At 72.4% G+C, this 14346-nt stretch carries 16 protein-coding genes and 1 tRNA gene; 10 read left to right on the top strand and 7 right to left on the bottom strand.

The window, feature by feature from the left end; genetic code table 11:
* Nucleotides 1-189: 189 nt before the first annotated feature.
* From FS793_RS04070 to FS793_RS04055, 4 genes are all read right to left on the bottom strand, one after another.
* Nucleotides 190-1464 carry a glycosyltransferase gene (locus tag FS793_RS04070; RefSeq protein WP_144718829.1) on the bottom strand — a complete coding sequence of 425 codons (1275 nt, stop codon included), beginning with the start codon at nt 1462-1464 and terminating at the stop codon, nt 190-192.
* 65 nt (nt 1465-1529) lie between these two features.
* Complete coding sequence (locus tag FS793_RS04065; RefSeq protein WP_144718826.1) at nt 1530-3737, bottom strand: glycoside hydrolase domain-containing protein; 2208 nt, start codon at nt 3735-3737, stop codon at nt 1530-1532.
* A 99-nt stretch (nt 3738-3836) separates the two neighbouring features.
* The gene (locus FS793_RS04060; RefSeq protein ID WP_186329310.1) at nt 3837-4592 is read right to left on the bottom strand and encodes a DedA family protein; all 756 of its coding nucleotides are present in this window, start codon (nt 4590-4592) and stop codon (nt 3837-3839) included.
* Between the two features lie 76 nt (nt 4593-4668).
* A tRNA-Leu gene (locus FS793_RS04055) sits at nt 4669-4752 on the bottom strand.
* Between the two features lie 81 nt (nt 4753-4833).
* On the opposite strand from FS793_RS04055, the gene FS793_RS04050 reads away from it, so the two are divergent.
* The 10 genes from FS793_RS04050 (at nt 4834) to FS793_RS04010 (ending at nt 11928) form a co-directional block, all read left to right on the top strand.
* Nucleotides 4834-5580: an SDR family NAD(P)-dependent oxidoreductase gene (locus tag FS793_RS04050; protein WP_144718820.1), complete on the top strand. Its 747-nt coding sequence runs from the start codon at nt 4834-4836 to the stop codon at nt 5578-5580.
* Between the two features lie 71 nt (nt 5581-5651).
* On the top strand, nt 5652-6371 hold the full coding sequence (locus tag FS793_RS04045; protein WP_144718817.1) for a flavodoxin family protein: 720 nt from the start codon (nt 5652-5654) through the stop codon (nt 6369-6371).
* 107 nt (nt 6372-6478) lie between these two features.
* On the top strand, nt 6479-7306 hold the full coding sequence (locus FS793_RS04040) for an alpha/beta fold hydrolase (protein ID WP_144718814.1): 828 nt from the start codon (nt 6479-6481) through the stop codon (nt 7304-7306).
* Between the two features lie 110 nt (nt 7307-7416).
* Complete coding sequence (locus FS793_RS04035) at nt 7417-8649, top strand: CpaF family protein (protein ID WP_144718811.1); 1233 nt, start codon at nt 7417-7419, stop codon at nt 8647-8649.
* Nucleotides 8646-9506: a type II secretion system F family protein gene (locus FS793_RS04030; protein ID WP_144718808.1), complete on the top strand. Its 861-nt coding sequence runs from the start codon at nt 8646-8648 to the stop codon at nt 9504-9506. Before FS793_RS04035 ends, FS793_RS04030 begins: the two co-directional genes overlap by 4 nt.
* The gene (locus tag FS793_RS04025; protein WP_144718805.1) at nt 9503-10438 is read left to right on the top strand and encodes a type II secretion system F family protein; all 936 of its coding nucleotides are present in this window, start codon (nt 9503-9505) and stop codon (nt 10436-10438) included. The genes FS793_RS04030 and FS793_RS04025 overlap by 4 nt, the downstream gene beginning before the upstream one ends.
* Before the next feature lie 45 nt (nt 10439-10483).
* Nucleotides 10484-10651, top strand: coding sequence for a hypothetical protein (locus FS793_RS16100; RefSeq protein ID WP_172802341.1), 168 nt, complete (start codon nt 10484-10486; stop codon nt 10649-10651).
* The gene (locus FS793_RS04020) at nt 10651-11043 is read left to right on the top strand and encodes a TadE/TadG family type IV pilus assembly protein (protein ID WP_186329309.1); all 393 of its coding nucleotides are present in this window, start codon (nt 10651-10653) and stop codon (nt 11041-11043) included. Before FS793_RS16100 ends, FS793_RS04020 begins: the two co-directional genes overlap by 1 nt.
* Nucleotides 11018-11467 carry a hypothetical protein gene (locus FS793_RS04015; RefSeq protein ID WP_144718803.1) on the top strand — a complete coding sequence of 150 codons (450 nt, stop codon included), beginning with the start codon at nt 11018-11020 and terminating at the stop codon, nt 11465-11467. The genes FS793_RS04020 and FS793_RS04015 overlap by 26 nt, the downstream gene beginning before the upstream one ends.
* The gene (locus FS793_RS04010; RefSeq protein WP_144718800.1) at nt 11464-11928 is read left to right on the top strand and encodes a pilus assembly protein TadG-related protein; all 465 of its coding nucleotides are present in this window, start codon (nt 11464-11466) and stop codon (nt 11926-11928) included. Before FS793_RS04015 ends, FS793_RS04010 begins: the two co-directional genes overlap by 4 nt.
* Before the next feature lie 18 nt (nt 11929-11946).
* Here FS793_RS04010 and FS793_RS04005 read toward each other — a convergent pair whose 3' ends face one another.
* The 3 genes from FS793_RS04005 to FS793_RS03995 all read right to left on the bottom strand — a co-directional run bounded on the left by FS793_RS04005 (nt 11947) and on the right by FS793_RS03995 (nt 14332).
* Complete coding sequence (locus FS793_RS04005) at nt 11947-12579, bottom strand: hypothetical protein (RefSeq protein WP_144718797.1); 633 nt, start codon at nt 12577-12579, stop codon at nt 11947-11949.
* Nucleotides 12580-12672: 93 nt separating this feature from the next.
* On the bottom strand, nt 12673-13896 hold the full coding sequence (locus FS793_RS04000; RefSeq protein WP_144718794.1) for an MFS transporter: 1224 nt from the start codon (nt 13894-13896) through the stop codon (nt 12673-12675).
* 52 nt (nt 13897-13948) lie between these two features.
* The gene (locus FS793_RS03995) at nt 13949-14332 is read right to left on the bottom strand and encodes a hypothetical protein (RefSeq protein ID WP_144718792.1); all 384 of its coding nucleotides are present in this window, start codon (nt 14330-14332) and stop codon (nt 13949-13951) included.
* Nucleotides 14333-14346: the final 14 nt, after the last annotated feature.

The following is a 14346-nucleotide window of genomic DNA, read 5'->3' as shown; positions in this document are numbered from 1 at the left end:
GTTCCCCAGCAGCTGGTCGAGGAGCGCGCGAGCCCGAAGGGCGAGCACGCGTCACGAGACCACGCGACCGCCGCTCCCGCTCAGCCACGCGCATGGCCGCGTCGAGCGGGCTCGTCCCGTGGTCTCGTGACGGCTCCTCGCTGCGCTCGGGGCCTCCTCGACCAGCTGCGAGGAGGCCCTTCGAGACCGCTACGCCGGCTGCAACACCCGCTCGAACAGGTGGTCGAACACCGCCAGACGGTCGAAGCGCATCGCGTAGGCGCGCGCTCGCACCGCGTGCGCCGCCAGCTCGGACTCCGACATCGACAGCGCCTGGTCGAGCGCCGTCGCGATCGCCGCCGACGATCCGGCCTCCACGATGATCGCCGTGTCGCCCACGGCCTCGAGCGTGCCGCCGCAGTCGGTCGTGATCACGGGTCCGCCACCGGCGAGCATCGACTCGACGAGCGTGATGCCGAACGTCTCGACGAACTGCTCCGTCGGCTTCGTCGCGAGCACGTACGCGGCCGACGCCGACATGATGTGCGGCTTCTCGGCATCCGACACGTCGGTGAGGAAGTGGATGCGCGACGCCGCCGGCGACGCGGCCGCGACGGCCCGCAGGTCGGCCTCCGACGGTCCGCGCCCCACGATCGCCAGGTCGAGCCCTGCGGCCGCCTCCGCCGACGAGAAGCCGGCGATGAGGTCGTCGATGCCCTTCGCGGGCATGAGGCGCGAGAGCGACAGCACGTACCGGCCGGCGGTGAGCCCGTGGCGCGCGAGCACGCGCTCGGTCTCGGCGGGGTCGAGCGCGAGCCACGACGTCGTGTCGATCGCCGGGTACGAGATCGAGATGCGGCGGCGGCACTGGTCCGCGAAGTCGGTGCCGTGACGCGCATCCACCGCCGCGGCCTCCTCGATGATGACGTCGCGCGTGTACTCCGAGACGGCCACCGGCACGTCCTGCGAGAGGTACGACGACAGCACCTGCGCCGCGGCGCCGAAGCGGTCGTCGGCGACGGCGGCGCGCACGACGTTCGTCACGTCGCTGCCGACCGCCTCCGCGATCGTCGCCAGCCGCACGGGCAGGCCCGTCGACTGCGCGATGCGCACGGCCTCGGCGACGCACAGCGTGTGCGGCGACAGGTACAGCGACATGCACACGGTGGGCACGCCATCCGTGAACAGCTCGACGAGCCGCCCCACGACGCCCGACGTGTAGCGGCCGTCGACGATCTTGTAGTCGCCGATCGGCGCGGGCCGCTCGACCGTGATGCCGGGCGAGTACGGCGAGATCGTGTCGAGCGGCTTGAGCGGCAGCCCCGCCGACTCGAGCAGCTCGATGGGCCACGTGACGATGCGCACGTCGTCGAAGCCGCGCTGCAGCGCGGCCTCGGCGAGGTTGCGGGCCTCGACGGAGTGGCCGCAGATCACGGGATCGGCGCGCACGACGATGACGAGGCGGCGGTGGGTCTGGTGCGACATGGGTTCCTCCTGTGGGTCGGAAGGAGCGGATTCGGGACGTGCGGGTGACGGGTCGAGCGGATGGGTCAGGCCGTGTCGGGTCTCGACGGCGGCCGGTGCACGGTGCCCCAGCCGTTCGGCTCGGGCCCGAGGTCGAGGCGCAGCCGACCACCGCGGTGGAGGGCGCGCGTGGAGATCGACGAGCCGCGCAGCTCGACCCCGTCGAGGTGCACCGACTGCACGTGCTGCGCGGGGGAGTCGCGGGTGGGCTCGACGAAGCCGGTGGTCTCGAGGTGCAGCGCGCCGCCCGGCATCTGCATCGTGGCCTCGCGCACCGACGGCGTCGACAGCAGCGTCACGTTCTGGCCGGCCACGGGCAGCAGCCCGAGCGTCGCCCACACGTACCAGGACGAGATGCCGCCCGAGTCGTCGTTGCCCGGCAGGCCGCCGGGGCCGGTGCCGAACTGGTGCTCGAGCGCCGCGTGCACGACCTCGGCCGTGCGGTCGGGGCGACCGGCGTAGTGGTACGCCCACGGCGCATCCATGTCGGGCTCGTTGTTGAGGCCCTCGAAGCGACCGAGCGCGTACCCGGCGAGCAGCTCGTCGGCGGCAGGGGCCACGCCCGGCTGGCGCACGGCATCCGCACCGAATCCGAAGAACCGGTCGAGCAGACCGACGAAGGGCTCGTCGCCGCCGGCGATCGCGATGCGGGCGGCCATGTCGTGCATGAGGCGGAACGAGTAGTTCCACTTGCCGCCCTCGTAGTACGTCGAGTCGACGGCGAGCCCCGTCTGCGGGTCGTACGCGTCGACCCAACGGGCAGCGACGTCGTCGAGCTCCTTCGCGAGGCGACGGTCGCCGCGCAGGCGCGCGACGCGGGCGGTGCAGTGGTAGCCGAACGCGAGGTCGAGGTGGTGCGTGATGGGATGCGCGACGCCGCCGCGCAGGAGATCCTCGCCGTAGCCGCGGCGCAGGTCGGCGAGCATGTGCACGATCGCCAGCTCCCAGTCGACGCCCTCGAGGCCCAGCTGGGCGAGGTCGGCGATGAACGTGTGCGCGAGCGCCGAGCCCTGCCTCGCGAAGCGGTCTGCGCCGCGCGCCATGCGGTAGCCGATGGGGAAGTTGCCCTCCTCCTCGGCGGTGACGATGAGCGAGTTCGCGAGGGCGATGGCGCGGTCGGGTGCGAGGGCCGTGAGCAGCGGCAGCTGCGTGCGGTAGATGTCCCACATCGTGCACAGGTCGAACACGAAGTCGCCGTCGCGCGGCGAGAACGGGTTCTCGTCCTCGGCGAAGGCGGGCTTCACGAGCGAGTGGTACAGCGCGGTGCCGAAGATCTGCTGGCGCCGCGGCGTGCCCGCATCGATCTCGATGCGGCCGAGCGCATCCGACCACAGCGTCTCCGTCGCGGCGAGCCGCTCGTCGAACCGGCCCTCGAGGGTCGTGCCGCAGTCGGCGTGGAGGTTGGCGCGCGCCTGCTCGGGACCACGCAGCGAGAAGCCGATCGCGACCTCGATCTGGTCGCCCTGCTCCGTCGGACCGGCCCACATCAGGCCGAACGGCCGCAGCGTCGTGGGGCGGATGGAGTCGAAGTCGAGCCGCGAGCCGCCGGGCATGAGGCGGCGGTCGTACCAGAGCAGCTGCCGCCACCGGGGGCTGCGCACCTCGACGTGCACCGCGAGCGGCGCGCCCTCGACCACGATCTCGCCCTGCGCGACGCCGGGCGCGACGAGCTGCAGGTGCGCGCGCAGCGGCACGGTCTCGCCGAAGGGGATCTGCAGGCCGCCGATGGAGCAGTCGATGACGACGCGCGCATCCTTGTGCCTGGGGAACGTGTACCGGTGCACGACGGACTTCGGCCCTGCGGTGAGCTCGGCGAGCACGCCGTTGTCGAGGCGTGCCGAGTAGCGGCCGGGGGAGGCCTGCTCGTCGAGCAGCTCGAACTGCCGGCCGAGGCCGTCGAGCGGCTCGGTGAGCGGCGTGACGCGGAAGTAGTTGTAGTACTTGCGGATCGCACCGGTGCCGGACTGCTGGAAGTGCGTGAAGCCGCTCGCGACGTGGTCGGGCCGGATGGCGGGCGGGATGCCCTCGGTCGACAGGTCGAAGCGCCCGTAGCCGGTCGGGTACGCGCCCGAGTAGGCGCACGCCGACACCATGCCGAGCGGGGCCGTGGCGCCCGGGTGGGTGTTGCCGATCTGCGGCTTCGGCCACCACCACGTCGCCGCGAGGCCCGACGGCGCGGGCAGGTCGGTGGGCGCGGTCCCGAGGAAGGGGTCGACGTCGGCGATGCGCACCATGGAGTCACTGTGACTCGTGGCTGTGTCGCTCGTGTTACGCGGGCATGACCATCTGGAGCGCCCGGCTCGCAGGCGCCTGTGGACCGGGTGGGAGGGGCGTCAGGCCCGCTGGTCGCCGGGCTCGTCGCGCTCGCGCCGCGCCGGATCGACGCGCACGTCGTCGCTGAGGTCGAGCGTCGACACGTGCCCCGAGTCGGTGCCGCTGCGACGCTCCGCCTGCACCTCGCGACGCGACTGGATGGCGTGCACGACGATGAAGCACAGCGCCACCGCCAGCACGCCGAGGATCACGAGGTCGATGTACTGCGTCACGACGTCGGCCACGCCGGGGATGTGGGCGATCGCCCAGCCGAGGAACGTGAGGCCCGCGCCCCACAGCAGGCCGCCGACGATGTCGTAGCGCAGGAAGCGGCGGTACGGCATGCGCCCGACGCCTGCCGCGACGGGCATGAACGTGCGCACGATGCCGATGAAGCGGGCCACGATGACGGCCCACGGGCCGTACTTCACGAAGAAGCCGTTCGTGCGTTCGATCGTCTTGTGCGAGAAGAGGCCCGACGATCGTCGTTGGAAGATCGGTGGCCCGGCCTTGTAGCCGATGTAGTAGCCCACCTGATCGCCGGCGACGGCGCACAGCCAGATCGCGAGCATGCACAGCCACACGGGCTGGTGGATGACGCCCGAGTACGACAGCACGCCCGTGATGATGAGCAGGGTGTCGCCGGGCAGCAGGAAGCCGACGAGCAGGCCCGTCTCGACGAAGACGATCGCGCACACGAGCACGAGCGCCCAGCCGCCGGCGCCCGTGATGAGGCCCTCGACGTCGAACAGCGCGTTGGCTGGCAGGTGATGCACCCCGACTCCTTCGACGTTGGATGCTGGCGCTTCGTGTCCGCGCGCTCGGGGCGAGCGGCGGTGCTGCGGCAGCCCGTGCGGGAGAGGGGACTCGAACCCCCACGCCCTCGCGGGCACAGGAACCTAAATCCTGCGTGTCTGCCAGTTCCACCACTCCCGCGGTGATGGCTCATCGTATCGGCGATCCCTCTGCCTTCCCTATGGCGGCGCGCGCTCGGCATCGGGCTGGTTCGATGGGCGGATGCGCTACACAGCCTTGGTCACGGGAGCGTCGTCGGGCATCGGGCTCGCGATCGCTCGAGAGCTCGCCCGCGTGGGCGTCGACGTCGTGCTCGTCGCCCGCGACGAGGCGCGGCTGCGCGAGGTCGCGGCGTCGCTCGACACGGCCACCGAGGTGCTCGCGGCCGACCTGCTGACCCACGAGGGGCTCGAGACGGTCGCGCAGCGCGTGTCGCTGCCGGATCGGCCGATCGACATCCTCGTGTCGAACGCGGGCTTCGGACTCGCGGCGCCGTTCCACGAGTCGTCGATCGAGGACGAGCGACGGCTGCACGAGCTGCTGTCGTTCGTGCCGTTGCGTCTTGCGCACGCGGCGCTGCCCGGCATGCGCGAGCGGGGTCGCGGCTGGATCCTCACGGTCGCGTCGTTCGCCGCGTTCATCCCGTACGGCTCGTACTCCGCGTCGAAGGCCCACGCCGTGAACCTGTCGCGCTCGATCCGCTCCCGCTACGCGCACGACGGCATCCGTGCCACGGCCCTGTGCCCGGGCTTCGTGCACACCGAGTTCCACGAGCGCATGGGCATCGACGAGGACGGCCCCGACTGGATGTGGGCGAGCGCCGACGACATCGCCCGCAAGGGCGTGCGCGGCCTGCGCCGCAACCAGCCGGTCGTGCACTCGAACGCCGCCTTCGCCGCGATCGCGAAGGGGCTGCAGCTCGTGCCCGACACGTGGCAGGGCTCGCTCATCAACTCGTATCGCGACTGACGCGACCGAACCATCTCGCGCGATCCGTCAAGGCCGCGCGGGGTGGTCGTCGAATCAGCCAGCGTGGAGGCATGGCATCACGCTTCGACGGCCTGCGGGCCCTCTACATCAACGGCACGCTCACCCCCTCGCCGGCCGAGAGCCACACCGACACTCTCATCGAGGCGAGCGCGCACGTGCTGCGCGAGCAGGGCGTCGAGGTCGACGTCGTGCGGCTCGTCGACCATCACGTGGCGCCGGGCGTGCAGCCGGACATGACCGAGCACGGCGCCGAGCGCGACGACTGGCCGCAGATCTGGCAGCGGGTGCAGGCCGCCGACATCCTCGTGCTCGCCGGCCCCATCTGGCTCGGCGACAACTCCAGCCAGACGCGCCTCGCGATCGAGCGGCTCTACGCGCACTCGGGCGAGCTGAACGACAAGGGCCAGGCCGTGTTCTACGGCAAGGTCGGCGGCGCGCTCATCGGCGGCAACGAGGACGGCCTGAAGCACTGCACCGGCGTCATCCTGCATGCGCTGCAGCACCTCGGCGTCGCCATCCCGCCGAACGCCGAGGCGGGGTGGATCGGCGAGGCCGGCCCGGGCCCGTCGTACGGCGACGAGCTCGACGACGGCTCGCGCGCGGGCTTCGACAACGACTTCACGAAGAAGAACATCACCTTCATGGCGTGGAACCTCATGCACCTGGCGGCGATCCTGCGCGACGCGGGCGGCATCCCCGCCGAGGGCAACCTGCCCGAGGAGTGGCAGCAGGGCTCGCGCTGGGGCTTCCAGAACCCCGAGTACCGCTGACGCCTATCCGCCCCGCCGCGGCTGGTCAAGGCCCCCGGGTCGACCAAACCCATGGCCTGCGCGGCACGAACCACCACCGACCCATCCCTCTCGGAAGGAGCATCACCATGACCGATGTCCGACTCCACATCACCGACTCCGGCGGCGAGGGCCGCCCTGTCGTGCTGATCCACGGCTGGCCCCTGTCGGGCGAGTCCTGGCAGGCGCAGCGTCGCGCGCTCACGGCGGCCGGCTACCGCGTCGTCGACTACGACCGCCGCGGCTTCGGCCAGAGCGACAAGCCCGAGGACGGCTACGACTACGACACGTTCGCCGACGACCTCGACTCGGTGCTCACGAGCCTCGACCTCGTCGACGTCACGCTCGTCGGATTCTCGATGGGTGGCGGCGAGGTGGCGCGCTACATCGCCCGCCACGGCGAGAGCCGCATCCGCTCGGCCGTGTTCGCCGCAGCGGTGACGCCGTACATGCACAAGACCGACGACAACCCCGACGGCCCGCTCGACGACGAGCTGTACGGGCAGCTGCGCGGCGGCCTCGTGGAGGATCGCGACGCGTTCTTCGAGGACTTCGTGCGCGGCTTCTTCTCGGTCGGCGACGACGTGAAGGTGGGCGACGGCGAGCTGAAGGCGGCCGTCGAGCTGTGCCAGCAGTCGTCGCAGACCGCGGCCGTGGGCGCGATGGACGCGTGGGCGACCACCGACTTCCGCCCCGACCTCGAGAAGGTCACGGTGCCGACGCTCGTCATCCACGGCGCCGGCGACGGCACGGTGCCCTTCGAGGGCTCCGGCAAGCGCACGCACGAGGCGATCCCGCACTCGGAGCTCGTCGTGATCGACGACGCCCCGCACGGCTTCAACGCCAGCCACGCCGACGAGTTCAACACGGCACTGCTCGCGTTCGTCAGCGACGAGGCACCCGGCGTCGACGCGTAGCGACGGCGGTTCGAGGGAGGGCGGCGACCTGCGGGTCGCCGCCCTTCGTCATGCCCCGCCTGTGGACAGATGGTGACGCGTGCGGCGCCGCTGTGCTGTGCTCTCGTGCCATGAGTCGAGCCGTGGTCGCGATCACCGAGATGGTGCGCGACCGCGTGCGACGCGATGGCGTCGACCTTCGATCGTGCGGCGACCTGGCCGATCGGTACGTGCGCGACGCCGTGCGGCACTACTCCGAGCGGGCGCTCGGCGGCGCGCATCCGCTGCTCGACGACGAGCAGGCGGCGACGCGCTCGGTGCTCGCCGCCATCACCGGCTTCGGCGTGCTGCAGCCCTATCTCGACGACCCGGCGATCGAGGAGCTGTGGGTCAACCAGGGAACCCGCGTCTTCGTCGCACGCGGCGGTGCGAGCGAGGAGCTCGACGTGCGCCTCACGCCGCAGGAGACGCGCGACCTCGTGGAGCGGATGCTGTCGACCACCGGCCGCCGCGTCGACCTGTCGATGCCGTTCGTCGACGCGTCACTGCCCGACGGCTCCCGACTGCACGTCGCGTCGGGCGACGTCGCGCGCGGCGCGATGAGCATCAACATCCGTAAGTTCTCCCGTCGGCTCGCATCCCTCGAGACCCTCGTCGAGCTCGGCACGCTCAGCCACCAGGCGGCGACGTTCCTGCAGCGGTCGGTGCTCGCGGGCGCGAACATCCTCGTCTCGGGTGCGACGCACTCGGGCAAGACGACGCTGCTCGGCGCGCTCATGGGTGCCGGGAGACCCCGTGACCGGGTCGTGACGGTGGAGGAGACGTTCGAGCTCGACCCGCAGGTCGCCGACGTCGTCGCACTGCAGTGCAGGCAGCCGTCGCTCGAGGGCACGGGCGAGATCACGCTGCGGCAGCTCGTGAAGGAGTCGCTGCGCATGCGGCCGGACCGGCTGGTCGTCGGCGAGGTGCGCGGCGCCGAGGCGCTCGACATGCTCATCGCGCTGAACTCGGGCGTCGCAGGCGCGGGCACCATCCACGCGAACACGGCGAGGGATGCGCTGCAGAAGCTCACGACCCTGCCGCTGCTCGCCGGCCGCAACATCGACGCCGGCTTCGTCGTGCCCACGGTCGCGGCGTGCGTCGACCTCGTCGTGCACTGCGCGATGGATGCGCGCGGCAACCGACGCGTCACCGAGATCCTCGCGCCCACCGGCACGACGCACGGGCACGTGATCGAGGCCTCGCAGCTCTTCCACACCGTCGGCGGGCTGCTGCGGCCCACGGGTGGGCATCCGTCGCGGCTCGCGAAGTACGAGGCTGCCGGCATCGACGTGCCGGCGCTGCTGGCGAGGGACGACGCATGACGTGGGTGCTCGGCGCGCTGCTCGGCCTCGCGCTCGTGCTCTGCGCGTCGCCGTGGCTGTGGCCGCGCACGCAGCGCGCCGACGCGGAGGAGCGGCGCTCGTCACGCGTCCGCGATCGGCTCACGCAGGCGGGGCTGCACGAGGTGCCGCTCGCCGCGCTCGTCGTCGTGGCCGCGCTCGCCGCCGTCGTCGCCGCGGGCGTCGCGCTCGCGGTCAGCCCCGTCGTGCCGATCGCGATCGCCGCCGGGGTGGCGGGTCTCGCGACGCCGTTCGTGGCTGTCGCCTGGCGTGCGCGACGCCGCCGACGCGCGCGATCGCTCGTGTGGCCCGACGTCGTCGACCATCTCGTCTCCGGCGTGCGCAGCGGGCTCGCGCTGCCCGACGCCGTCGCCGCGCTCGCGACCTCGGGCCCGGCGCAGACCCGTGATGCGTTCCGCGCGTTCGAGGCCGACCACCGCGCGACGGGCTCGTTCGCGTACGCGCTCGACCGCCTCAAGGATCGGCTCGCGGACCCCGTCGCCGACCGCATCCTCGAGACCCTGCGCATGGCGCGCGACGTCGGCGGCTCGGAGGTCGCGCACGTGCTGCGCGACCTCGCCGCGTACCTGCGGTCGGACCTCGCGGTGCGCAGCGAGCTCGAGGCACGGCAGTCGTGGGTCGTGAGCGCCGCGCGGCTCGGGGTCGTGGCGCCATGGCTCGTGCTGCTGCTCCTGTCGTCGCGCCCCGAGGCAGCCTCGGCGTACAACACGGCCGGCGGTCTCGTGATCGTCGCGGGCGGCCTCGTCGTCTCGGTCGTCGCCTACCGCGCCATGGTGCGGCTCGGCCGGCTGCCCGAGGACGGACGGTGGTTCGCATGACCGGCGAGGTCGGCCTGTCGCTCGTGCTCGGCGCCACGCTCGGGCTCGGGCTGTGGATGCTCGTGAGCCTCGTGCCCATCCTGCGCCGTCCGCGCCTGCTGCATCGCGTCGCGCCGTACGTGCTCGACGTCTCGGCCGGCGCTCGCGATCTCGTCGCCCGCCGCACGGTCGATCCGACGCGCGTCGTCGGCGTCGTCGCGGCACCCGTGAGCGACCGCCTCGCGCCCCTCGTCCACGCGATGCTCGGCACGCCCGCGACCGTCGCGGCACGCCTGCGCCGTGCACGCAGCCCGATCACGCTGGAGCGCTTCCGCGCCCGTCAGCTCGTGTGGGCCGCGACCGGAGCAGTCGTCGGCGGCCTCGTCGGCACCCTCGCCGTCGTGCGCGGGGCGTCGCCGATCGTGCCCATCGCGCTCGTCGTCGTGACCGCGGCGAGCGGTGCGCTGCTCGCCGACTGGCTGCTGCAGCGCGCCGTGCGACGCCGCATGGCGCGCATCTCGAGCGAGCTGCCGACGGTGCTCGAGTTCCTCGCGCTCAGCCTCGCCGCAGGAGAAGGACTCGCGGATGCGCTGCGTCGCGTCGCACGCATCGGCACGGGCGAGCTGGCCCGCGAGCTCGGCACCGTCGTCGCCGACGCCGCATCCGGCACGTCGCTCTCCGACGCGCTCGAGCGTCTCGGTGGCGAGCTCGACCATCCAGGCGTCACGCGCTGCGTCGACCAGATGCGCGGCGCGCTCGAGCGGGGCACGCCGCTCGCCCAGACGCTGCAGGCGCAGGCGCAGGACGCCCGTGACGGCGCTCGCCGCGACCTGCTGGAGGCCGCGGGCAAGAAGGAGATCGCGATGCTCGTGCCGCTCGTCTTCGGCCTGCTGCCGACGACGGTCGCGTTCGCGCTGTGGCCGGGCATCCATGTGCTGCAGGTGGGGTTCTGACGACCGCGCGACCGCGCGATCGAGGTTCGAGGAGAGGAGGCGGCGATGCGCCGCATGTGGAGCCGACTGGTGGAGGAGGAGCGCGGCGACGTGCCTGGCTGGGTGCTCGTCACGCTCATGACGGCCGGGCTGGTCATCGTGATCTGGGGCGTCGCGGGGCCCGCGCTCACGCAGGTGTTCCAGCAGGCCATGGAGCGCGTGACGGGGTTCTGATGCGTCCCGTGCGGTCGTTGCGCGACGAGCGTGGCTCGGCGGTCGCCGAGTTCACGATGGTCGTGGGTCTCCTCACGCTCGTCGTGCTGTCGGTGATGCAGCTCGCGCTCGGGCTGCACGTGCGCAACGTGCTGCAGGATGCGGCGGCCGAGGGTGCGCGCTACGGCGCGCTCGTCGGGTCGACGCCCTCTGCCGGTGTCGAGCGTGCGCAGGTGCTCATCGAGACGGCCATCGGCAGCGACTACGCGCAGTCGGTCACCGCCGCGACGACGACGGTCGCCGGGCACCCCGCGCTGCAGCTCACGGTGCAGGCGCCGCTGCCCGTGCTGGGACTCATCGGCCCGACGACGTTGGAGGTGCAGGGCAGTGCCGCGCTCGAGACGCTGGACTGACCTCGCGGCAGACGATGGCTCGGCGTCGATCGAGTTCCTCACGATCGGCATGCTGCTGACCATCCCGCTCGTGTACCTCGTGCTCGCGATGGCGCAGCTGCAGGCGGCGACGCTCGCGACCGAGGGTGCTGCGCGACAGGCGGCGCGGATGGTCGCCACGGCCGACTCGCATGGCGCGGGCCTCGCGGCGGCGGATGCGGCGATCGCGGTGGCCCTCGCGGACCTCGGTCTCGAGCCGACGGCGGTCGATGTCGCGTGCGCACCGACGCCGTCCGACTGCACGACGCGCGGTGGCACGGTGCAGGTCGCCGTCGAGGTGACGGTGCCGCTTCCGCTCGTGCCGCCCGTGCTCGATCTCGACGTGGGACTGTCGGTGCCGATCACGGCGCAGGCGGCGCAGCCCGTGTCGGAGCTGCGACCGTGAGCGGCGGATCGGTGCGCGCCCGCATGCGCTCGCTCGCCCGGGACGAGGAGGGCTCGACGCTGCTGCTCACGATCTTCTACGGCGCGCTGGCGCTGGCGCTCATCGTCGTGGTCGTGGGTGCGACGGCGTTGCTCGTCGAGCGGCGGCGTCTGTTCACGCTCGCCGACGGCGCGGCGCTGCACGCTGCGGAGGCGTTCGCGCTGTCGCAGATCGCGTTCGACGGCGAGCAGCCGTCGCCGCAGCTCGCCGACGACGCCGTCGAGCGGGCGGCGGCCGGCTGGATCGCGGCGTCGCCGACGCAGCTCGACGCCGTGCAGCTGGTCGACGCGCAGTCGCTCGACACGCAGACGGCCGAGGTCACGGTCGCGGCCGTGTGGCGCCCGCCGATCGTGTCGCTGCTGCTGCCCGACGGCATCCCGCTCGACGTGACGGTGACGGCGAGGTCGGTGTTCGTCGCCTGAGCCTCAGGCGGCCGAGGGCTACTGCAGCCGGATGAACGACGTGAGCCCTGCCGTCGTGATCGACAGCACCCCCTGCTCGAGCGTCGCCTCGGGCGCGAGCAGGAACTCCGTGAACGCGTACTCCTGACCCGCCACCATGGCCTCGACCTGATTCGAGCCCGGGATCGACGAGTCGATCACCGAGAAGAAGACGTCGCCGTCGGGCGCGACGTACGACGCCCACACGTCGCCCGTCGACGACTCGGCGCCCGTCGTCGACACCCGCACAACGGTGCTGATCCACCGCCAGCCGTCGGGAGCAGGCAGTCCGCCGCCCGCGACGACGGTGGCCTCGGCGTCGAGGTTCGCCGCCGAGACGACGACCGACCACTCGCCGCCGGTCAGGTCGGCCCCTGGCGGGAACGGGTTTCCGGTCGACCCCTCCTCGCCACCTGCCGTGATCGGACCGAGGTTGTCGTTCGGCTCGGGTGCCTCGGCGGTCTGCTGCTGCGTCGGCGACGGGCTCGGCTGCGTCGACACGTCGGGGCTGGGCTGCGTCGAGACGTCGGGGCTCGGCTGCGGGTCGGGGTCCTGGATGGCAGGCGGTGCGATGACGCAGCCGGAGAGCACCACGATCGCGGCGAGGGGGAGGAGCAGGAGGCTTCGACGCATGCGAGGAGCCTGCCCGATCAGGCTGGACGGTGCTGGGAGGCGACCGGCGCATCCTCTGGACCGACGCGTGCGCACGCAGCGGCCGGTCGTCGGTCAGGCGCCAGGTCTGCCGCGCGGCAGTGTCTTCACGAGCACGACGACGCCGACGGCGCACGTCGCCACGAGCGCGAAGCCGGCCGTCACGATCGACGACGCCTGGATGAGCGCCGCGATGCCGAGCGGCGCGATCGCGCCGCCCGCGTTCGTCGTGAGCCGCCACGCGCCGAGGAACGGTGCCGGGTTCAGGCGGTCGGCGAGGTCGGCGCCCAGCGTCATGAGGATGCCCGACGACATGCCGTTCGCCACCGCGAGCAGCCCGGCGCCCACGAGCAGGCCCACGAGCGCCGCCGAGCCGTCGTGCGTCGCCGCGAGCGTCGCGAACCCGGCAGCCATGAGGATGAGCGACGGCACGACCGCCCACAGGCGGCCGAAGCGATCCATCACGAGCCCGGAGACGAAGAACAGCAGGAAGTCGACCGCGCCGGCGATGCCCACGATGAGGCCCGTCGTCGCGGCGTCGACGCCGATCGACACGGCCCACAGCGGGATGATGACGTCGCGGCCCTTGCGCGCGAGCGCGAGCATCGCGGCCCCGACGCCGACCGTGCCGAGCGTCTTCGCGTAGCGGCGCAGCGTGTCGCCGAGGCGCACGGTCTCGCGCTCCACGGTCTCGGCGCCTTCGTGCCCCTTGCCCGACTCGAACGTCGTCTGCGGGTCGGGCAGGAAGAGCAGCACGACGACCGCGGCGAGGCAGCCGCCGACGAACAGCCAGATCGTGACCTGCACCGGCGCGCCGAGCGCGATGATGCCGGAGGCGAGCAGCGGGCCGATGAAGAGCCCGAGGCGGAAGGTGCCGCCGAGCGCCGACAGCGCCCGCGCCCGGTACCGGTACGGCACGTAGGTCGTCATGAACGCGTGCCGTGCGAGCGCGAAGATCGCCGTCGCGACGCCCGTCACGAGGATCGCGAGCCCGAGCATCCACGGCTCGGTCGCGAACCACGCGAGCGACAGCGCGAGGATCGTCGCGAGCCCGGCGTAGATCATCGTGGCTCGCTCGCCGAGCCGCCCCACGAGCATGCCGCCCGGCACGCTGCCCAGCAGCTCGCCGACGACCATCATCGCCGCGACGAGGCCTGCGACGGCGAGGCTCGCCCCGAGGTCGCCCGCGATCACGGGGATGTACGGGATGATCGCGCCCTCGCCGATCGCGAACAGCACGGTCGGCAGGTACGCCGCGACCGCGACCTTCTTGAAGGGGAAGCGCTCGGCGTCGGTCACGCGGCGACGCCCTGCGCGAGGGCGTGCGCGATCGACGCCGGCGTCACCCGGCTCAGCCGACGGCGGGGGAGAGCAGCAGGACGAGGCCCACGAGCGCCATGCCCGCGAGGTTCATGCAGATGCCGATGCGGATGGAGTGCTTCTTCTGCGTGTACGCCTGGTCGACCGTGTAGGCCATGACGGGGCAGCCCGCCCACATGAGCAGGCCGAGGCCCGCCGTCGCGACGAGCGTGCCGATCCAGAACACCAGCTCGATGCCGCCCGCGAGGTCGGCGGGTCGCCAGCCGGCGGCGACGAGCGGCCCGAGACCCAGCACGGGAGCGAGCATGCCCGCGGCCGTCCAGATCGTTCCCGTGCGCATGATGCGCTGCACCTCGATGGGCACGGAGTCGACGGATCCATTCGTCTGGCTCTGCTGCACGACCTGATCGCTCATGGACACACCTCGAA

This window comes from Agrococcus jejuensis (assembly GCF_007679035.1).
GTDB lineage: Bacteria > Actinomycetota > Actinomycetes > Actinomycetales > Microbacteriaceae > Agrococcus > Agrococcus jejuensis_A.
The sequence above is the reverse complement of the archived record's forward strand: the minus strand, read 5'-3'. Positions and strand labels throughout refer to the sequence as shown.

Coding starts and splice junctions, on each gene's coding strand:
- FS793_RS04070 (WP_144718829.1), bottom strand. CDS start 1,464: ATGTCGCACCAGACCCACCGCCGCCTCGTCATCGTCGTGCGCGCCGAT.
- FS793_RS04065 (WP_144718826.1), bottom strand. CDS start 3,737: ATGGTGCGCATCGCCGACGTCGACCCCTTCCTCGGGACCGCGCCCACC.
- FS793_RS04050 (WP_144718820.1), top strand. CDS start 4,834: ATGCGCTACACAGCCTTGGTCACGGGAGCGTCGTCGGGCATCGGGCTC.
- FS793_RS04045 (WP_144718817.1), top strand. CDS start 5,652: ATGGCATCACGCTTCGACGGCCTGCGGGCCCTCTACATCAACGGCACG.
- FS793_RS04040 (WP_144718814.1), top strand. CDS start 6,479: ATGACCGATGTCCGACTCCACATCACCGACTCCGGCGGCGAGGGCCGC.
- FS793_RS04035 (WP_144718811.1), top strand. CDS start 7,417: ATGAGTCGAGCCGTGGTCGCGATCACCGAGATGGTGCGCGACCGCGTG.
- FS793_RS04030 (WP_144718808.1), top strand. CDS start 8,646: ATGACGTGGGTGCTCGGCGCGCTGCTCGGCCTCGCGCTCGTGCTCTGC.
- FS793_RS04025 (WP_144718805.1), top strand. CDS start 9,503: ATGACCGGCGAGGTCGGCCTGTCGCTCGTGCTCGGCGCCACGCTCGGG.
- FS793_RS16100 (WP_172802341.1), top strand. CDS start 10,484: ATGCGCCGCATGTGGAGCCGACTGGTGGAGGAGGAGCGCGGCGACGTG.
- FS793_RS04020 (WP_186329309.1), top strand. CDS start 10,651: ATGCGTCCCGTGCGGTCGTTGCGCGACGAGCGTGGCTCGGCGGTCGCC.
- FS793_RS04005 (WP_144718797.1), bottom strand. CDS start 12,579: ATGCGTCGAAGCCTCCTGCTCCTCCCCCTCGCCGCGATCGTGGTGCTC.
- FS793_RS03995 (WP_144718792.1), bottom strand. CDS start 14,332: ATGAGCGATCAGGTCGTGCAGCAGAGCCAGACGAATGGATCCGTCGAC.